The sequence below is a fragment of the Desulfobulbus oralis genome, assembly GCF_002952055.1.
Lineage (GTDB): Bacteria > Desulfobacterota > Desulfobulbia > Desulfobulbales > Desulfobulbaceae > Desulfobulbus > Desulfobulbus oralis.
In genome coordinates this window covers 55693-75638 of record NZ_CP021255.1, presented here as the reverse complement: position 1 = coordinate 75638, position 19946 = coordinate 55693, and the positions used below count along the sequence as shown (strand labels likewise).

At 57.0% G+C, this 19946-nt stretch carries 10 protein-coding genes and 1 tRNA gene; 2 read left to right on the top strand and 9 right to left on the bottom strand.

All coding sequences use genetic code 11. The features are described from left to right. Positions 1–5: 5 nt before the first annotated feature. The 3 genes from CAY53_RS00270 to CAY53_RS12355 are packed head-to-tail and all read right to left on the bottom strand — an operon-like array spanning position 6 to position 11442. Positions 6–4340, bottom strand: coding sequence for a type I polyketide synthase (locus CAY53_RS00270; RefSeq protein WP_104935433.1), 4335 nt, complete (start codon positions 4338–4340; stop codon positions 6–8). Beyond that, on the bottom strand, positions 4340–11095 hold the full coding sequence (locus CAY53_RS00265; protein WP_104935432.1) for a non-ribosomal peptide synthetase: 6756 nt from the start codon (positions 11093–11095) through the stop codon (positions 4340–4342). The genes CAY53_RS00270 and CAY53_RS00265 overlap by 1 nt, the downstream gene beginning before the upstream one ends. Next, positions 11056–11442 (bottom strand): hypothetical protein, encoded by a 387-nt coding sequence (locus CAY53_RS12355; protein WP_146106335.1) that lies wholly within the window; start codon positions 11440–11442, stop codon positions 11056–11058. The genes CAY53_RS00265 and CAY53_RS12355 overlap by 40 nt, the downstream gene beginning before the upstream one ends. 968 nt (positions 11443–12410) lie before the next feature. On the opposite strand from CAY53_RS12355, the gene CAY53_RS00255 reads away from it, so the two are divergent. Continuing rightward, positions 12411–13166: a thioesterase II family protein gene (locus CAY53_RS00255; protein ID WP_104935430.1), complete on the top strand. Its 756-nt coding sequence runs from the start codon at positions 12411–12413 to the stop codon at positions 13164–13166. A 938-nt stretch (positions 13167–14104) separates the two neighbouring features. Here the strand turns inward: CAY53_RS00255 and ppnN are convergent. The 3 genes from ppnN to CAY53_RS00240 form a co-directional block, all read right to left on the bottom strand. Beyond that, on the bottom strand, positions 14105–15484 hold the full coding sequence (gene ppnN / locus CAY53_RS00250; protein ID WP_104935429.1) for a nucleotide 5'-monophosphate nucleosidase PpnN: 1380 nt from the start codon (positions 15482–15484) through the stop codon (positions 14105–14107). Positions 15485–15659: 175 nt separating this feature from the next. Next, complete coding sequence (locus tag CAY53_RS00245) at positions 15660–16073, bottom strand: hypothetical protein (protein ID WP_104935428.1); 414 nt, start codon at positions 16071–16073, stop codon at positions 15660–15662. Positions 16074–16195: 122 nt separating this feature from the next. Further along, positions 16196–16272, bottom strand: a tRNA-Thr gene (locus CAY53_RS00240). Between the two features lie 118 nt (positions 16273–16390). On the opposite strand from CAY53_RS00240, the gene CAY53_RS00235 reads away from it, so the two are divergent. Further along, entirely contained in the window at positions 16391–17281 is an 891-nt protein-coding gene (locus CAY53_RS00235; protein ID WP_104935427.1) for a septal ring lytic transglycosylase RlpA family protein, read from the top strand. A gap of 66 nt (positions 17282–17347) precedes the next feature. On the opposite strand, the gene trpC is transcribed toward CAY53_RS00235, so the two are convergent. From trpC to CAY53_RS00220, 3 genes are read right to left on the bottom strand one after another with little or no spacing between them, the layout of a single operon-like run. Continuing rightward, positions 17348–18124: an indole-3-glycerol phosphate synthase TrpC gene (trpC, locus tag CAY53_RS00230; protein ID WP_104935426.1), complete on the bottom strand. Its 777-nt coding sequence runs from the start codon at positions 18122–18124 to the stop codon at positions 17348–17350. 3 nt (positions 18125–18127) lie between these two features. After that, the gene (trpD, locus tag CAY53_RS00225) at positions 18128–19156 is read right to left on the bottom strand and encodes an anthranilate phosphoribosyltransferase (RefSeq protein ID WP_104935425.1); all 1029 of its coding nucleotides are present in this window, start codon (positions 19154–19156) and stop codon (positions 18128–18130) included. Between the two features lie 29 nt (positions 19157–19185). Continuing rightward, a complete protein-coding gene (locus CAY53_RS00220) occupies positions 19186–19938 on the bottom strand; it encodes a DUF4145 domain-containing protein (RefSeq protein ID WP_104935424.1) in 753 nt (250 codons plus the stop codon). Positions 19939–19946: the final 8 nt, after the last annotated feature.

Here is a 19946-nt window from a genome sequence, read left to right as displayed (position 1 = left end):
AGTAATCATCCATTAATTTGTTTAAGAGCTTCTTTAATCTCTTCAGAGCTCATATTTTTGACTTTTTGAAATGCTTGTGCTGTTTCTAGAACTTGTCCAGTATATTCTTCATTTTCTAGAAGATATAATGCCAACTTAGTTACCGTATTGTGAGTAAATAGTACGTTAACTGGTATCTTGATATTAAAAATCTCGCGTAGGCGTGCGTCCAGCTTAATAGCCGCTAAGGAATCGCCACCCAAGTCTAAAAATGGATCATTTAATCCAACATTGGCAATTTCCAAAACTTCTGCCCATAAATTACATAGAGTAATCTCTAATTCATTATTAGGAGATATATAATCTGCATCTATCTCTGGTCTATCTGCAGATTTACTACGTTCTTCTGTTGGAATATTATGTTTAATATTACTCTTTTGTTGTCGTGCTTGATATATTAATGTATCTAGATCGCGTGTGCATATGGCAATATGTGTACAATCTGAATCTAATATTCGTTGAAATATTATCATTCCTTGATCCGGTGTTAAACCGTCGGTTAATGCTCCATTTACTGTATTTTTTCCCATTCCTACACCAAGCCAGTAATTCCAGTTGATAACGATTCGACGAAAACCAATGGCTGGACAATCGGCCCAAGTATCCAGTACGGCATTTGCTGCCGTATATTCAACACTTCCTGACAACCCACCAAAGGAAGCCAAAGATGAAAAATATGCTAAAAAGCCGGGTTGAAATTCTGTGGAGAGACGTTCCAAAACGTAAGCTCCCTGTACTTTTGAGCATAGATTTCCAGATATGATAGTTTCATGCTCTGCATTAGCGACTTGACACATGAGATTCTGTCGGTTGATTCCCGCTACATGAATAATCCCATCTAATTTTCCAAAAGCTGCACTAGTTTCGGTAAAAATCTGTCGCATAGCTACCTCATCGGCAATGTCAGCACTAAACGTCAGTACCTGAGCTCCTTGTGCCTTGAGCTGAATAAGGTGCCGAAGGCGAGTGGTTAATGCCGTATCGACAGAATTTTCGATGAGTTGGGGCCACTGTTCCTGAGGTGGCAGCGGTGATCGTCCTATTATGACCAAGCGAGCCTTATATTCCTTGGCGAGAAATTTGGTTATTACTGTACCGATACCACCCAATCCACCAACAATGATATAAGTACCGCCATGCTTAAAAGCAAAGTTATCCTTCTGAGGTTCAAGCAGTAGTGGCGTGAAATGGCGTGCCCAACGAAAACCACCTCGATAAGCCAAAATATGGCACGATTCAGTAATTGTTTCAGTATTTGCAAGTATATCACTTAACAATGGTTCAATATACGTGGATGTTGATTTTGATTCCTTAGGTAGATCTATGACGAGAACACGTAAGTTGGGGTATTCCTGTGTCGATACAAGGCATGGTCCCAAAAGTAATGATTTTTCCGGTTTAACATCTTCTTCACCTAATACCACGTGTAATTGACGAGAAATAACAGATATATTGTATTGATTATTATTCTTTTGTTCTCCTAGAAGACAAATCAATTGAATTAAGCCATTGTAGCAATCTGTATATAGGTTAACTGTATTATCTGTGTCATCAATTGGCCAGAAATACACCACACGATTAGGATTTCTTCCAGAAACTGATAAAGCATCAAACAGTGTCTTCCAGTCATCCTGGCATTCTGGCCGCAGGCTGAAGGTATCTTGACCGGAAGGATTAAAATTTTTACCTCGACGGACCATTGTTACCTGCTGGCCTAACTGACGCAAAAGGGCGGCAAACAATTCGCCGAAGCCGCTTTCGTCCATACAAAGTAGCCAATTTTCCTTTTTTATTTGGATTGCAGGAAGAGGCTTAAATCGTGATTGAAGACGTTGCCAAACTGGTTCATAAAACCAATCAGACATTTCAACTGAATTTGCTAAATCAGAGTTGACTGATTCTCTATGTGTGGCTTCTTCAGGCAAGGTCTTGAGTGGTCGTTTCAGCCAAAAGCGCTGACGTTTAAAAGGATATGTAGGTAAAGGAACGCGTCTACCGCAGTCATTATGTACTGTAGTGCTTTGCCAATCAACAGTACAGCCTACACGCCATAATTCTCCTAAAGCACTATATATTGTTTTATCTTTTGGTTCTTTATCTTTGCTTATATCTAGGCTTGTAATTATTGGTATAGTGCTGCTTCGCGTGAGTTCGGTTAATTGCGTCGATTCGTACCCTCCTAGTATCAGCAGGGCCCCAACGCCATCCTGAGGGATGGTGGCAAGTACATTCAAAACATTTGGCTTTTCCTGGGCTTGTTGTAACCAAAAGTCACTATTTGGAGCTTTCTGGGCCGTAACTAAACCGCCAGCTGCGGCGTAAAGTGGCCAACGTGGCAGTTTGGGTAGTAGCGTCGGTAGCGCAGCTTGTGGCTTATCGTCGGCATTTTCTACCAATGCGCAGGCCAAGGCCAAGGCCGCTTTGCGGTCAAGCAGCCCACTCAGCTCCGCACCTGCGCAAAGGCCAGCACCATGCCCCAGCAAAGAGGCCGGCTCTACACCCCAAGACAGCCATAAACGTCCTAGGGCTATCTGCAAGGCGCACAGCGCACCGGGATGAGCTTGTATCGAGCTCCTCGCCGTTCCGGCCAGCCATGGGACAATGTCTTGCCCTGCAATTTCTTTTAGAACAGCACTACACTCGTCTAGGACCTGGTGAAAAACCGGTTCATCCTGGTAAAGCCTGGATGCTAGTCCAGAAAATACTCCGTCAGCCGGTAGGAAAAACAGTGGTGCTAATGGGCTCTCTGATGATGGGCCACAAATTGGACTACCATGCTCGAGCTGGGCTATGGCTTCTGGAAGATCCTTACAGACAAGAGTTGTTCTCCAAGGAAAAACTTTACGCCCTACCTGTAATGTGTAGGCTACGTCGCCTACATCGCTGGGATTTGTCTTCAAGTGTTCGTGTAGCCGTTCAAGCATGGCACTCAGTTCTTCCGAGCTCCGGGCTGACAGAGGCAGGACCTGCCAGGTCCGACGTTTTTCCATATGGCGAATTGTGGGGGCTTCACTCAGTACTACGTGGGCATTGGCACCGCCAAAGCCGAAAGAGCTCACACCAGCGTAGCGTGGCTCCTTGCCTAAAGGCCAATTTTGCAGGGTCGTGTTGACATAGAAAGGAGTAGCCGCAAAATTGATGGCAGGATTGGGCCGTTCAAAGTGAAGACTGGGAGGTATTTGACCATGCTCAATGGACAAAGTCGTTTTGATGAGTGCCGCCACACCAGCAGCAGTATTGAGGTGGCCGATATTGGTCTTGACAGAGCCGATTGGGCAGCTCCGTGGTGTAAAGTCTTTGCCCCAAACCGAAGAGAGCGACTGGATTTCCAAAGGGTCACCCAACGCAGTGCCCGTGCCGTGGGCTTCCACATAGGATATATCCTCGGGCCTAACTCCGGCCATGGCCATGGCCTCTCGTATCACCTGTGCCTGTCCAATGGGATTAGGAGCGGTGAAACCGGCACGTCCAGCACCATCATTGTTGAGAGCAAAACCTTGAATGACCGCATGAATAGTATCACCGTCTTGCACTGCATCTTTGATTCGCTTGAGCACTACTACGCCAACGCCGTTTCCCTGCACAGTGCCATTGGCTTCTGCATCAAAGGCTCTGCATTGAGCTTTGGGTGACAGAAAGCCATCGCCATCCACGCACAAGTAGCCATGCCGTTGTGGTATGGTCAGACATACTCCCCCTGCCAATGCCATATCAGTCTGGCCATTCAACAGACTATCACAGGCCAAGCAAACGGCGGCAAGTGAACTAGAACAGGCACTTTGTACTACTAAACTGGGACCACTCAGCCCAAGCTTATAGCAGACTCGAGAAGCAATATAGTCTTTATCGTTACCCAAAAGCACATCAAAGAAACGGGTGGGCTGCCAGGGCTGAAATTCGCCTGCGAGTTGCACCAGGTACGTACTGATCGCTGCACTCGCGTAAACGCCAACCGGGCCTTGTTGTGTGCCTGGTACATACCCTGCGTTTTCCATCGCTTCCCAGGCACACTCCAAAAAGAGACGGTGTTGCGGATCCATATAACTGGCATCGCGTGCGCTTATGTTGAAGAAGGCCGCGTCAAAGCAGTCTATATCGTCCAGGACGTAACCGGCCTTTACGAAATTAGGTGCGTTTCTTACCTCCTGGGGAACGAGGGAAGAAATTTCATTGTCAGTAAACGCATGAAGAGCATCAACCCCGTTCTTGAGGTTGCGCCAAAACTGCGCCAAGGTTGGGGCACCAGGAAATCTGCCGGCCATACCTACAATGGCAATGCCCGGCAGGGTTGTCGTTTCCATTATATCATCCCTTTTTTGTCATTTGTTTGCTTGCCCACCGTTTGGGCAAATCTTTGGCGCAATGCCTGAAATCTGCGTTCACCACGGAGAGTCGCGCCATCTTGCCCATCTTGTTGTTTGCCGTTGACCAGACATGCCTGAGCTGCCACTGTCGGATTGGCAAATACGGTAATTATAGGAAAATCCTGGTGGAACGTATCCCGTAGCCTATGCGCCAGCTGAACTGCCAAAAGCGAGTTGCCCCCCTGCTCAAAGAAGTTTTCTTCCCGGCCAACCTGAGGACAGTGCAACACTTCCATCCAAAGAGACGCCACTTGTTGTTCGGCCTCACTCTGGGGGGAGATAAGGGCCCTTTTTGCGGCTGGAGGGGCTGAACTGTTTTTTGCAAGCTCTATCAGCGCTTTCCGGTCCACCTTGCCGTTTGTGGTCAGGGGCATGGTCTCCAAGGCGGTTACAGCACGCGGGACCATGGATGCCGGCAGTTTGCGTCGCAGATTATCCAGCCAACCTTCGCTTGGTGTTGAACCATGTGCCGGGCGGGGTGCGACAAAGGCGACGAGGTAAGCGTCGTCACCGCTGCCGGCCACCACCACAGTTGCGGCTTGCACACCTGGTTCCCGCAGCAGCCAGTACTCAATTTCTCCCAGTTCGATACGCTGGCCCCGAATCTTGACTTGGAAATCGTCCCTGCCCAGAAATTCCAGTAGACCTTCTGGCCTGAATCGAGCCAGATCGCCGGTTTTATACAGGGCTTCCCCGGTTTTTGGATGGCGTATAAAAGCCGCTTTCGTGTTTTCCGGGGCATGCCAATAGCCCATGGCCAGGCCTGTTCCTCCTATATACAGGTGTCCGGGTGTCCAGTCCGGGCACGGAGACATTGCATCGTTTAGGACATAGAGGCGCTGGTTGGCCAACGGCCGTCCGTAGGGCACGCTAGCCCAGTCCGGGCGCTCCTCGGCTACTGGATAGTGGGCAACTGACCAGATGGAGGCTTCTGTGGCGCCACCGAGGCTGACGATGTGCATGTTTGGGGCCAACTTGGCCAAACGGGCCGGCAGCGCAACCGGAATCCAATCGCCGGACAGCAGCGACAGACGCAAGGTATTGGGCAACTTGAGATGCGCGCGCTCTAAATGCAATACCAGCATCTCCATGAGCGCAGGCGCAGAGTTCCAAAGCGAGATGCCATGTTGTTGGATGAGTCCAATCCAACATTCAGGATCGCGTAGGCCATCGGACGGGGGCATGACCACTGCACCACCACTGCCCAATACGCCAAAGAGATCATACACCGAGAGGTCAAAATGCAGGGCAGAGGTCGCCAGGACGCGGTCTTCGCAATTTACGTTAAAGCGGCGGTTGATGTCCAAAATGGTATTGACCGCGCCCCGGTGGTTAATCATCACGCCTTTGGGCCTGCCTGTGGAGCCGGAGGTGTAGATGATGTAAGCTAAGTCCTTCGGGTTTGCTGGAGCGGTCTCCGGTCCATGTTCGGCCGGCTCCAAGCCATCAACGGCAATAGGCTGAATGCCCGCTGGCCAGGGGAGTCGCGCTATCACCGACTGCTGCGACAAAATAATTTTTGCCTGACTGTCCTCCAGAATCCAGTGCAGCCGTTCTTCGGGTAGCTCCGGATCCAGTGGCAAATAGGCCGCGCCGGCCATCAAAATGCCCAGGCAGGCGGCCGCCTGTTCCCACCCCTTTTCCATGACCACTGCGGCTACAGCGCCGTGGCGCAAACCACACCGCACGGCTGCCAGAGCGACAGCCCGGGCGTATCCGGCCAACTGCCCATAGCTGATCGTTCCGGTTGCACTGATGACTGCAATAGAATCGCTGTGGCTCGCAACCTGCCGAAGCACCAAATCCGGCAGTGTGCAGTCATCCTGAGGGCAGTCACTGGCGTTAAAGTCTTCCCGCGCACTCAGTTGCGCGGCAGGCAGGCGTACGGGATCTTCCAGATCCCAGGTTTCCTGGCGGGCCAAAGCGTGCATCAGATCAATATAGGCGGCAAACATCGCTTCTGGCAGACCGGCGGGAAACAAACCGTCGACTGCATCCCAATTAACGACGAGGCCACCTTCCTGTTCATAGGCCTGATAATCCAGCCAGACCTGCGGCGTCTGAGCGCAGCCGAAAACGAGCTGCCCCAACCTTTCCAATGATGCGCTTTTCCTTTGCTCATGCCCGCCACGCCCCAGACCCAGAGCGCCAGTGAAGACAACCGGCATCGAGGCGCGCCGCCCTGCCCGCTGTGTCATTTCGCGTAGCACCCGAATACCGCTGTACTGGCGATGGTTCATATCGGTCCAGAGCTGACGCTGGAGAGCGCGGGCGCGGTCGGCAAAACTGGGCGCTGAACGAAGGTCGACCTCCAGCAGGGAGAGCGAGGTAAAGTCGCCCACAATGACATCCATTTGGGGATGCAGCGCTTGTCGATTAAAAAGAGTCAGATTCAGGGTAAAGTGGCTGTTCTGGCTCCAACGGCCCAGTACCTCGGCGTAGGCGCTGATCAGAAGGCCGGATGCCGTGATGCCTGCCTTGGCGGCATTTTCCTGCAGCGATGTCCAGAGAGGGGCGGGCAATCGGTCGCCCAAGTGGAGAAATTCAGGGTGCCGGAGCTCTTCGGGACGACAGGCCAGGGGCAGTGCTGGCGCTGGCGGCAGGGAATCAAGCCGCGCCAGCCACCAATCGCGATCCTCCTGGTAGCCGGCGCTTTTTTCCAACTCAGTGCCTGCCAGCACGCAGTCACGGAAGAAGAGCGTCAGCTCCGGGAGGCGCAGGGCTGGCTGCTCGTAAAAATCCATCCATTCGCCCAGCACCAGAAAGACGCTCCAGGCATCTGCGATCAGCGCGTCAAAATCGAGAAAGAGGCGGGTGCGCTCGCCGTCTTCAGCGTCGTAACGCACGGCCCTCAAATCAAAGAGTGGCCAGCGGTCGGCGGGGAGTATCTGGCGGCTCATCTCGCGCCGTAATCCTGCGAGTAGCTGCTCCCTCTTCTCTGGAGCAATTCCGCGTAAATCCTGGACGCTCAAGCTGTAGTCCGGTGTATCGGCCAGTACCTGCTGCCCATCCTCCGTACATACAGCGCGCAGCATGTCGTGCCGTGCGACTACACGCCGCCAGGCGGCGTTCAGGCGCGGGATATCTGTAATCTGACTGTCAATTTCGAAAAAAATATGACTCGATACCTGCCCCAGCTCATAGGCGTTGCTGCGACCGATCCAGTAGGCATACTGAATGTCTGTAAACGGAAACCTCTTCAAACGGTCTTTGGGGCTCGGTACAATTTGTGGCAATTCTGGCAGTACGGGCGATGCATCATGTCGCTCCAGGCGTGCAGCAACCGCTGCAATTGTACCCTCCAGGAAGAGCTGATCCAGCGGCAAGTCACATCCCAGCTCGCGTCGGATACGGGTCACGAGGCGGGTCGCCATCAGGGAATCACCGCCGCACTGCAGAAAATTATCCTGTCGGCCCACGCGAGTCAGACCCAGCTCTTGCTGCCAGATTACGGCTAATTTCTGTTCCAGCGGTGTACATGGTGGATCATCGACTGTTTCTGATGAGGTGATTTCGTCCGGAAGCGGCAGCGCCTTGCGGTCTACCTTGCCATTGGCATTAAGCGGTAGTGCAGTCATTGCCACGTACTGCTCGGGAATCATGAAGGAGGGTAAATTCTGCCCCAGAAAGGCCCGCAGTTCGCTCCTTGCAATGTCTTTATTGAACACGACCCAGGCGACCAATCGGCGTGTCGTACCGGTGTCGACGCCTTGCACGGCAGCCTGGCGAACTGCCGGGTGACGGCGCAGCGCTCCTTCAATTTCGCCCGGTTCAATACGGTGTCCGCGGATTTTAAGCTGGAAATCCAAGCGCCCCAGGAATTCTATCGTACCATCAGCCCAGAAACGACCCTGGTCGCCGGTGCGGTACCAGCGCGAGCCATCCTGCACCACAAAGCGTCGAGCTGTTTGTTCTGGATCGTTGGCATAGCCTCGAGCCAATCCAGTGCCACCTATCCACAATTCACCGGCCGTCCAGGTAGGGCAGTCGCGCCCCTGACCATCGACGACGCGATAGCACTGTCCCGACAAAGGCTGCCCGTAAGGAATGGAATGCCAGTGCGTGGGCGGCGGACTTGTCACCTGAAAAACATTGGACCAGATGGCGGCTTCGGTAGCGCCTCCCAGCGCGAAAAAGCGGCAGGATGGTGCACAAGTCCAGAGGCGGGAGGGCAGGTCAAGCCCCACTCGGTCACCGGAGAGGAGGACTGTTTTAAGGGGCAAAGGCGTAGATGGGTTTTGCCTCCCCGCCTTTCCGGCAACTGTGGTCAGTAGCATGTCCAGCAAAGTGGGTACGGAATTCCACATGGTGACGTTATGCCGCTGTATCATGTCAAGCCAGGCGGCCGCATCCCGCCAGCTGGCATCGCCCACCTGCACCAATTGGCCACCACTGCCCAAAACACCAAAAATGTCGTAGACCGAGAGATCGAAATCCAAGGCAGACACCGTCAACAGGCGGTCATTTGTGCCCACACCCACCAGGTGGTTGACAGCGGCAATGGTGTTACAGGCGGCCGCATGCTCGATGACAACGCCCTTGGGCATGCCGGTAGAGCCGGAGGTGAAGATAATATAGGCGAGTGCGTCGCTTGGCAGAAAGGGCAGGGACACATCGTCCGGAAGGTCCCAAGCCGCGTTGACATCCACTGGTTTTGCTGTTTGTGGCCAAACCAGTGTATTGGCCAAGGTCTCATTGGTCAGAGTACAACGAACACGGCCCTGAATGTACATATGCGCCATGCGTGGTACGGGCTGGCTTGGGCTCATGGGCACATAGCAGGCACCTGCGGCCGCAGTGCCCAAAACGGCGGCGACCTGTTCCGTTCCGCGCGGCAGAGTGATGGCGACGGTGTCGCCTGGTCGAATGCCCTCCCGCTGCAATAATGCCGCCACTTGCCGTGCCTGTCGGGCCAGCATGCCATAGCTAGTGCAGACGCCGCTTGCGCCATCAATCAAGGCCTGGGCATCACCGTTCCTTTGCGCATGGGCAAAAAAAGCATCATGGAGGAGGCGGTGGTCGGATAGGGCAGAGATGGGGAGAACGGAAGTTGTGGGCTGTTGCGGAAGAACAATTGCCTGATTGAGTTTGCTCTCGTCATCATCCAAGGCCTGTTGCATGCGGGCCATGCAGGCGGCAAACATGTCATCAATAAGCCTTTCCGGGAAAATGTCGTCTACACTGTCCCAGGCCAGCAGCACAGCGTCTTCCAGGTCATGCACCTGAAAATCTAAGCCCACCTGCGGCGTCTGCGAAATCATGTAGCTCAGGCGCCCCAGTACCGCATCGCTTGCGGCATCTGCCAGCCTTGAGCCTAGATTGTAAGCGAACACGACCTGAGGCCTGTCGTCACTGCCGGCGTGCAGGCGTTTCTGGGCGCGCAGTACCTGCACACCTGACCAGTATACGTGTGCCGCATCCCGGTGAAAACACGTTTGTATATCTTTGACCCGTTCCCAGAAGGGGCGCTCTTGGTAGTCTACCGCCAAGATCAGAATGGTGGTGAAGTCAGCTACCACTTCATTGAGCCCCGGTACGCCGTCGGGCCGGTTAAACAGAGGGAGATTGACGGTAAAGCGAGATGTGCCACTCCAGCGTGCCAGCACATCCGCATAGATTGTGAGCAGTGTCATGGCCGGAGTAAGGCCCCGTTTGCGACAATGGCCTTCAAAACGCTGCCATTCAAGCCAAGATATGCGTCGGCTGCGTCGAGTGAAGATGGGCTGCCGCAGGTCGCGCCAATTTTCTCGCAAAGGCAGGCCCGGCGCGAGTGGCAGATCGTTAAGGCGTTCCTGCCACCAGGACTCATCCGTGCGCCTTTTCGCCTCATGGGTCTGCCGCTCCCAATCCAGATATGCGGCAAAACTCCAATCCTGCGGTGCGGGCAATGTCTTGCCCGTCAAGGCCAGGGTTAAATCACGCACGATGTTGTGCAAGCTTTGCAGGTCGGCTACCAGCAAATCGACGTCCAGGTGAATGCGAGTGCGCCCCTCGGGCAGCATGCTCAGCGCCAAGCCTATCACTTCACCCTGTTCCACCCGTAAACGTCGGTGGGACAGGCGTGCCCGGATTGCCTCCAGACCAGCGGCCAGGCGTTGTGGCGTTTCAGTCCGCAGATCCGTTACCTCAAGCTGGGGTGGAGTGAAAACAGCAGGGATTTGCTGCGTACCATCCTCGAGAAATCTGGCGTGCAACATGGGATGGCTTCGCAGTACCATTTGCCAGGCCCTTGCCAGAGACTGGGGCTCAACGTTGGCGCCGTCAAACTCCAGGTATGCATGACAGCCCATCCCTCCCAGCACCTGGCTGTCGCGCCGGCCAATCCAATAGGCATACTGTACATCGGTCAGCGGAAAGGGCCTTTCGTTTGCTGTGGCCGCCGCCACTTCAGATCGTGTCTGTGCGGCAACGGGGCTCGCCGTCGCATTGTGCTCCAACAAAAGCAGCCAATCGGCCAAACGGGGCGACGACATCAATTCCGCAAAGGTCACATTGCAGCCTGCACGGCGCCATTTGCCGGCGAGGCGCATAATTTTCATGGAATCAAGTCCCAGGCTGATGAGGTCGTCTTCATCTGCAAAATCTGTTGAGCCCGCGAGCATGCTGCTGACATCCCGGCGTGCATTATCCCGGGAATAAGGCGTAATACCGTTCATCCCCTGGCCCCCGACTGACAGGCTGAGGCTCTCCATGATTCGAAACTCCGCTGGGACACTTTTAACGAAGAATACCCGATCAATGCCTGCCCTTGATGTTTGTCGGTGTTGATAAGGTTGGCAAAGTGTCGGGCATCGAGCAACTCGAATTGATCCGGGAAATTGTGGCAGGCAGTGTCCTGCTTTTTCAGGAAATCGTAACGATTCAGGAGCAGTGGCCTCTGGTTCGGCCAGGTCTTACAGGAGTGGCCGTTTCCGGCAAGAGCGGCGTCAGACACGCCTGTCACATCGGCTTTGCCCGGTGTGGAGGAGGCGCACCTCCTCCGGCGCACAGATTTTCCAGTCGGTATCGACCAATCGCTTTGGTGTTTCGGTTTCAGCATGTTTGTCTCTTCCGTCTGGCCGATTTTCCCTGCTCACGGGACTCAAGGGCTTGTGAAAACAGCATGTAATACTTTTCTGGAAAAAGTTATCGAATTCGAAGTGAATGAAGAACTCAATTATTTCCGAATGAAGATACTAAACTCTTTCCTTTAAGTAAATTATTTTTAAGCGTAAAAAATAGTACAAAATATAAAATATTTATCATATAAAAAATATTTTTTGATTTTTTCCGTCGAAACTGGCAAGAGAGAGGCCGCGGATAGGTGTTTGTGCCTCCCAGGGAGGCGAGAAAACTGTCTGGAGCCGCCAGGAATCCAGGGGGACATTGTGTGTGGGAGGGAGCAGAGGCAGGCCTTTGTCTGCTTGCCGGACGATCCTCGAGCGGGGAATTGGGCGCTTGAGCCTGCCTGCGCTTCGAAAGGCAAGATGGCGCTGGCCAGCTGCCACGAGTACACAAACCCGTTTTCCGCTACCGTGCGTGGCGGAGCTCAGGGTAGTCGCCTTTCCCGATACCAGGGTGCTGCCAAAATTGTATGCGGTGCCACGGACTTTGCGGCGATTTCGTTGACGCTTGAGATTCGCCCGGAAGTGGCCGGATTCGAGGGCTGGCTCCGGCAAGTGGTGTGCGGACCGCTTTTGCTGGTCGCTTGCAGCGTGACGGGAACGGGACAGGATTTTGCGGCAATGCCTTGCAGAAGGCAGTACGTTGCCGAACTGCTCTCAGGGTAAAGGCTGAATAAGGGGCTTTTTAAGCCAGATCTTCACTGAAGTTTTCAGCCAGGCTCTCAGTGCTGCGTTTGCAACGTGAATGCATCGTTTGTTGAGAAAATTCACTCGACATGCACCGCCTACAGGTGCTGCACAAAAGTGTTGTAATTGCTCAAGCGCATTGGAAACTTTTACATAATCAGGGCAAGCGGCTTCGTTTTTGCAAGGCCCGGCTGGTTCGTTATGCCTTTAGAACTCCATGAAACAAGACAATCCTGAAAAAAATCTTTGGTTGTTTCCGGCTCCGGAAACCAGCGGCGCTGCTTTCCGGCTTTTTTGTTTTCCCCACGCGGGTGGTGGCGCTTCGGTGTTTCGCCAGTGGCAAAGCCATATGCCAGCACAGGTTCAGGTTTGCAGTGTGCAGCTCCCCGGCCGTGAGAACCGGATGAACGAGCAAGCATGCCTCGTTCTGTCGCACTTGGTTGAGCGGATTTTTACAGGGCTGTACCACCTGTTCGATGTGCCTTTTGCGTTTTTCGGCCACAGCCTTGGGGCAAAAATCGCTTTTGAACTGGCACGTTGTGCCCAACAAAACAAGTTGCCCCTACGTTGTCTCCTCGTAGCCGCCAGCCGGGCACCACATATCCGGGAACCGCGTCCTCTGCACCATCTGCCCGATCAGCTTTTTCTTCAAGAACTGCGCCGTTACTCGGCCACTCCGGAAGCCCTTTTAGCGAACCAGGAACTGATGGCTGTTTTTTTGCCTCTTTTACGGGCTGATTTCACTTTGGACGAAACCTATACGTTCCAAGCCGGTCCTCCACTTGCCTGTCCTCTTTGCGTGTATGGCGGTGAAGAGGACCAGGACATCACACTGGAAGAGCTGTCTGCATGGCGGCAGCATGCCAGTGGTTCATTTGTGCTCCGCATGTTTCCTGGAGGGCATTTTTTTATAAAGAGTGCAGCAGACCGCCTGCTTGTGCAGTTGAACGCCGATCTTGGCGCTTTGATTTGAGCGCTTTTGCCTCGAGGTTTCGGTCAACTCGGCTGAATTATCTGGATTTTGAACACTCGGCCAGAGGAGCATTTTTTACAGTATTTCAGTCGAAGCGCAGTGGGGCGGGTATCGCTTGCCTGGTGCGTGTTTCCGAAAGAAGGCCGGGGAAGGGGAGGGGGCGTTCCCTGTTACTGCCCCACGGCTACAGGAGCCTGGCCGATTCCCTCTGGCTTTCATTGACTCCGGCCCCATGGAGGCTGGGGCGGGCAGGGCATTTGGGCATGGATGGCCACGGTTCCGCCGGCCTTGGCGCTGGCGGAGCGCAGCCACTGTGCGCCAGATGCCCGAGGGCCCCGCTAAAACCGCCGACTCTGAAAAAGTGCCATTTAAAATGGTGATAGTGGTCTTTGAAAGAAAGCTATGTTCCGGGGCATCGCGTCTTGTGGGCAAGGGGCTGAATCAGCTTTCCTGGATGGAGCCAAAACCCCTTGGACCGGGCTTACCCGTGGGGAAAGTCTGGCCAGCTTTGCCCTGGACACGAGGAGACGAAACCATACTGCGCTCAGGAAAGCGGATCGGGCCTGGGCACCGCCAGAAGCGCGGCATCGGCTGGGCGCGGTGGCTCGCGCGAGCGGCAGGCTTTATCCCTGCCGCTCTGGGGGGGACAGGTCAGGGCAGGTGCCCCTTCGTTTCAGCGGGGTCGAGTTTTGGGCCTGCTCCCGGATCAGTCTGGCCCCGCTTCCGGCGCAGCCATGTCGTGCTAAGGCCAGCCAGGTATAACAGCCCGGCTGTTCGGCGAATACGGACAGGATTCTTGCCCCTTTCTTTGCCGTCCTCCAGACGCGCTTTTGCAGGTTTTGGGGCGCTTTGGCTCTGCTGTGTTCCTGCGGCTTTGCGGCACGGTTTGGCGCGCTTTCAGCCTCTTGCCACAGCAGGGTGGGGTGGCGGTTGCTGCCTCAGGCGCCAACCAGTTTGTAGCAGGGCGTGTATTGCTTGTTGGCGCTGGGGAGCTTCATGCGCTGCTTGGCCACGAAGGCGGCGAGCAGCTCGTCCATGGGCTTCATGATGCTGATGTCGCCCTGCAGTTCAAAGGGGCCCTGTTCGGCAATGGCTTTGAGGCCGGAGGCCTTGACGTTGCCGCTGACAATGCCCGAAAAGGCGCGGCGCAGATCACCGGCCAGTTCGTTGACCGGCCTGTCCTTGGTGAGCCGCAGGGTGCGCATATTCTCGTGGGTCGGCGCAAAGGGCAGTTGCAGGTCGAGAGGGATGCGCAGGTGCCAGTTGAAGTAGAAGGCGTCCTCTGTGGCCCTGCGGTAGTCGCGCACCTCGCGCACGCCCTTGACCACGTAGCGGGCCACCTCTTCCGGGTCGTCGATGATGATGCGGTAGAGGTTTTTCACCTTGGGCCCCAGAGTTTCGGTGAGGAAGCGATCCATCAGCGCGAAGTGGTCCTGGGCGCTGGCCGGGCCGGTCAGCACCAGGGGCAGCGGGATGCGGGCATTGGCCGGGTCGAGCAGCACGCCCAGGATGTAGAGGGTTTCCTCCATGGTGCCTGCGCCGCCGGGAAATACGATGATGGCGTGGCCCAGGCGCACAAAGCTCTCCAGCCGTTTCTCGATATCCGGCATGATGACCAGATCGGCCACAATGGGGTTGGGCGATTCCGAGGCGATGATGCCCGGCTCGGTGATGCCCAGATACTGGCCGCAAGAGTTGCGCTGCTTGGCGTGGGCCACGGCGGCGCCCTTCATCGGGCCTTTCATGGCGCCTGCGCCGCAACCGGTGCAGATGTCCATGTCACGCAGCCCGAGCTGGTAGCCCACCTCCTTGCTGTAGTCATACTCTTCGCAGGAAATGGAATGCCCGCCCCAGCAGACCACGAGCCGGGGTTCCAGGCCGGCCTTGAGCACGCGCGCGTTGCGCAGAATGCGGAACACCGCGTTGGTGATGCCGTCCGAGCTTTTCAGATCGAACTGCCTGGCCGTGCCGCTGTCGATGTAGACCAGGTCGCGCAGTACGGAGAACAGGTGTTCATTGATGCCGCGGATCAGCTCGCCGTCCACGAAGGCCGCCGCCGGGGCGTTCCTGAGTTCCAGCTTGATGCCGCGTTCGTCCTGAATGACTTGTACCTCATAGTCCGGATAGCGCTCCAGGAGGGCCTGATCGTCGTCTATCTGGTACTCGTCATGATTGAGCACGGCCAGGGAGCAGTTGCGGAAAATACGGGCGAGCGGCCCGCTGTTCACCTGCAGGAGCGCAGTGACCTCCTGCCGTGAGAGCAGGTCGAGATGGCCTTTGGGGCTGATGCGGGCACGGAGCATGAGGTCGTTTGGCATGGGAAATCCTTGGCAAATGGGATGCGGCCATGAGGCCGCCTTGGTGTCTGGCCCGTGGTCGCACAGGGAGAGGGCTGAAATCGCCTCCGGATTGTTGCAGTCAGACAGAGCCGACCGGAGGCGGCAAAGGCGGATGCCGAGCCAGCTCCTGGACTGCGGAGAACAGCCAGGTGCTCTACTGTGCTTTTTCCGGCTGCTTCTGCTCCGCCGGACCGTTTTGCGGGGCAGCCCCCTGCTGATGCTGGCTCCAGACTTTCCAGCGCTCGTTCCACTTTTGCATCAGGGCATCATGGCGTGTCTGGAAAATTTTGATGGCCCTTTCGGTGTCGATGCGGTCCTGCATGACCATGGTGCAAAGCCCGACCCGGATGGCGTACAGCGCCACCAGATCGTCGTCGAACTTGAACTCTTCCAGGCGGTCGCTCCACTCCGCCCATTTCCCCTGGTCAAAGCAGAAGCGCTCCTGATCGGTCATCTGCCGGCCTTGTTTTGAGGGGTTCTTTTGCCTGTTGCCGGTATCGCAGCCGGCGAGCAGCGACACCGCCAGGAGGACAGCCACGCAGCCCAGGATATGCCGCGCCTTTTTCATATGTTGCATTCTTTGCCCGTCAGCATGCTGCATCTGCCCGCGCACCGTGGTATTTTCCACCGGCAGACCCGATCACAAGCATAAAAAAAGCCCGCAGACCCGAAGGGGCGCGGGCTCACAACTGGAGCCGATAATCAGACTTGAACTGATGACCTACTGATTACGAATCAGTCGCTCTACCAAGCTGAGCTATATCGGCCCAAAGGTTTTTTTGCACGCGGCGCGGCGCGGGCAGGAATTTGGCTTCTCATGTAGCAGTTTTATACTATGCTGTCAAGAAGATGCCGCGTCCTCAAACCCCTGTCTCCTGTTGAACCATGGTCACTTTTTCCGCCCCTGTCCGCTGCCCATGCCCGCATTCCGCGCCCCTGGCGCTGTTTGTCATCTCGTGTCTGCTGCTCGCCCTGGCCAGCGCCGGGTGTGGCCACAAGGCGCCAAAGCCGCCGCCGCACATCGCTCTGCCTGGCAAGAAGAAGGCCGGCTCCAGCGGAAAGATTCCAGCCACCCAAAGGCCCTATGTCGTGAAGGGGGTGACCTATGTGCCCATCCCCTCGGCCAAGGGCTATCGTGAGCGGGGTGTGGCCTCCTGGTACGGCGAGCCCTTTCACGGCCGGCACACCTCCAATGGTGAAATCTACAACATGTACGGCGACACGGCGGCCCACAAAACCCTGCCCATGGGGACCATCCTGCTGGTGCGCAATCTGGACAACGGTCGCAGCAGCGTGGTGCGCATCAACGACCGCGGGCCCTTTGTGCGGGAGCGCATCATCGATTTGAGTTACACCAAGGCCCGGGAACTCGGGGTGGTGGCAAGAGGCACGGCGCGGGTGGAAATCGTGGCGCTGGAAGAGGCCGGCGAGCGGCCCCAGGCGTCCATGGCGGCGAGTCCCGGGCCGGCGCCGCCGAGCCGGCCCCAGGCGCCGGCAGCGACCCGGCCGCAGCCCCGGAAAAGTCCTGTGCCTGATTTCGACCGGGGCAATTTCTTCGTGCAGGTGGGTGCCTTCGAACACCTGGAAGAGGCCCGCACCCGGGCCCGCAGCTTTGCCCGGCTGGGCCGCGACGTGGTGATTCAGCAGTATCCGGCTGCAGGCATGAACCTCTACCGTGTTTTGGTCTTTGCCAGCCACTCCCTGCGGGAGGCCCGGAAGTACGAGGCCCATATGCGCGAAAGCGGCTACCGCTACACGCTTTTGCTGGCGCGTTAGGATGTGGCCGCCAAGGCAGCCAGCCTGAGGCCGGGGGCAGGGGCTGTTCGGCTTGCGGGTGTGTCTTCAGGCCCCGGCCAGTTCGGCCAGCAGCGGGCCGCTCTTGCCGCTGCGCATCAGGCTTTCGCCTATCAGGGCGGCGGTGATGCCCGCCTCTTTCAGGCGGAGCAGCTCGTGCACACTGGTGATCCCGGATTCGCTGACCAGCGGCACGCTGTCCGGCACGAGCGCCTTCAGCCGGAAGCTCCTTGCCAGATCCACGGTAAAGTCGTGCAGATTGCGGTTGTTCACGCCGACAAGCTGTGCCCCGCTTGTTAATGCGCTCTCCAGTTCCGCCTCGTCATGCACCTCCACCAGGGCGTCCATGCCGTATGCCGCCGCCTGCTCGCGAAAGGCCCTGAGCTGGCCTGGGCTCAGGATGGCTGCGATCAGCAGAACGGCGTCTGCGCCCGCGGCCGCCGCCTCCTCGATTTGCAGGGCATCGATGATGAAATCCTTGCGCAGTACCGGCACCTGCACGGCCGCCCGCACCTGCACGAGATCGTCCAGCCCGCCCTGAAAAAAATGCCGTTCGGTCAGCACCGAAACCGCTGCGGCTCCGGCCGCCTGATAGTGCCGGGCCATGGCGACCGGGTCAAAGTCCGGCGCAATCAGCCCCCTGGAGGGCGAGGCCTTTTTCGCCTCCGCGATAATCGCCACCTGGCCCCCCGCGCGCCTTGCGACGAGGGCCCGGATGAAACCGCGCGGCCCGTCTTTTTCCCGCTCCGGCGGCAGGCCGCGCCGTTTCAGCGCTGCCACCTCCTCGCGCTTCCTCGCAACAATCCTGTCCAGAATACTGGCCATGGTTCAGGCCCCGGCAAAGGCTGCCAGCGCATCCAGCTTCCCGAGCGCCGCGCCGGATTGAATGAGTTCACGGGCCAGCGCCATGCCCTCCCGGATGTCCGCAGCCTTGCCGGCCGCCATCAGCGCGGTGCCCGCGTTCAGCAGCACCATGTCGAGTCTGGGGCCCGCTTCGCCGGCCAGCACCGCCCGCACCATGGCTGCCGATGCCGCCGCGTCGGCCCCGCCCCGGATGTCCGCCATGGTGGCACGCTTCAGGCCCAGTTCTTCCGGCAGGAGCACGGATTCGGTCACCCTGCCGTCATGGGCGTCGGCCATATGGGTCGCACCGGTGACGGTCATCTCGTCCAGCCCGCCTTCGCCCCAGACAATGATCGCCCGCTTCATGCCCAGCCGCATCAGCACCTGGGCGATCACCCGGGTCAGGGCGGGCGTGAACACGCCGGTCAACTGCACGTTTGCGCCTGCCGGATTGGTGAGCGGGCCCAGGATGTTGAAAATGGTGCGGATGCCGATTTCCCGGCGCGGGCCAATGGCGTGCTTCATCGCCCGGTGCAGTTTGGGCGCAAAGAGGAAGCCGATGCCGATCTCCGCTACACAGGCGGCCACCCGGTCGGGGGCCAGCTCCAGATTCACGCCCAGGGCCTCCAGAACATCGGCCGCGCCGCAGCGCGACGATACCGCCCGGTTGCCGTGTTTGGCCACCCTGACGCCCGCGGCAGCCACCACGAAACTGGTGCAGGTGGACACGTTGAAACTGCCCGAGCCGTCGCCGCCCGTGCCCACGATGTCCATCAACACACTGTTTTCTGTGTCCACGCCGGTGTCCACGAAGGTGGCCCGCTCCCGCATGGCCCGGGTGGCCCCCACAATCTCGTCAATGGTTTCGCCCTTCATGCGGAGCGCCGTGAGGAAGGCGCCGATCTGGGCGGCGCTGGCGTCGCCGCTCATGATCTCGCCAAAGACGGCGCGCATTTCCAGATCCGTGAGGTGCTCACGGTTTACAATCTTTGCAATCGCTTCCCTGAGGTTCATAGTGTACGCTCTTTCATGAAAAGCGAAGCTTATTTGCAGGGTTTGAATCTGCCGTCGGCAGGCTGCACATTGCCGTAGATTTTTTTACCGTCCGGGCCCTGCCAGCAGCGCACGGTTTCGCCCCTGTCTGTTTCGATGATGCTTGCGGGGTTTTCGGGCAGGCTGGGCACCCAGAGCCGGGTTTTGGCCCAGAGCCTGCGCACAGTGGGCCTGGTGGGTTCAAAATGGGCCAGGGCGAAGAACAGCGCGATCAGGATCAGCACCAGCACAGCCCCCTTGCCGGTGGATCTCAGTACCCTGCCCAACAGACTGCCGCCTCGTGCTTGTACAATGGCAGTGTTCCGGGTGGACGGCGCTTCCCGCCATTCTGCCGCGGGCGGCGTGGGGGCGGCCGCCTCCTGGTGCAGATAGCGCTTTTCCGCAAAGCGCAGCAATTCGCGCAGGGCGCCGATCGCCTCTTCGGCCTGGGTCCGGGGAATGGGGCCTGCACTGTGGGCCGCCGTATTGCCCAGTGTGTGGATGCCGACGAGTCGCCGCCACAGTTCCGATCGCAGAATCTGCCTGAATCCGGCGCTGTGCAGCAGTCCGGCAAGCGTATTTTCCGGCGGCTGGCGCAGGGAGCCGTCCACCTCGTAGATCCAGCGGATGATCTGTTCCATCACGCTGCGGCTGCGCACCGCGGATGCGGCCGGATCAGTGGCCAAAAGTTTTTCCGCGCTGTCCACCCCTTCGCTGAATGCGGCCAGACGCGGGTCATCGCCGAGGAAATCGGGCGTATCCATAGCGCTTC

What these genes read in the sequence shown, in the direction of transcription:
- CAY53_RS00270 (WP_104935433.1), bottom strand. Translation starts at nt 4,340, where the DNA reads ATGGAAACGACAACCCTGCCGGGCATTGCCATTGTAGGTATGGCCGGC.
- CAY53_RS00265 (WP_104935432.1), bottom strand. Translation starts at nt 11,095, where the DNA reads ATGGAGAGCCTCAGCCTGTCAGTCGGGGGCCAGGGGATGAACGGTATT.
- CAY53_RS12355 (WP_146106335.1), bottom strand. Translation starts at nt 11,442, where the DNA reads ATGCTGAAACCGAAACACCAAAGCGATTGGTCGATACCGACTGGAAAA.
- CAY53_RS00255 (WP_104935430.1), top strand. Translation starts at nt 12,411, where the DNA reads ATGAAACAAGACAATCCTGAAAAAAATCTTTGGTTGTTTCCGGCTCCG.
- ppnN (WP_104935429.1), bottom strand. Translation starts at nt 15,484, where the DNA reads ATGCCAAACGACCTCATGCTCCGTGCCCGCATCAGCCCCAAAGGCCAT.
- CAY53_RS00245 (WP_104935428.1), bottom strand. Translation starts at nt 16,073, where the DNA reads ATGAAAAAGGCGCGGCATATCCTGGGCTGCGTGGCTGTCCTCCTGGCG.
- CAY53_RS00235 (WP_104935427.1), top strand. Translation starts at nt 16,391, where the DNA reads ATGGTCACTTTTTCCGCCCCTGTCCGCTGCCCATGCCCGCATTCCGCG.
- trpC (WP_104935426.1), bottom strand. Translation starts at nt 18,124, where the DNA reads ATGGCCAGTATTCTGGACAGGATTGTTGCGAGGAAGCGCGAGGAGGTG.
- trpD (WP_104935425.1), bottom strand. Translation starts at nt 19,156, where the DNA reads ATGAACCTCAGGGAAGCGATTGCAAAGATTGTAAACCGTGAGCACCTC.
- CAY53_RS00220 (WP_104935424.1), bottom strand. Translation starts at nt 19,938, where the DNA reads ATGGATACGCCCGATTTCCTCGGCGATGACCCGCGTCTGGCCGCATTC.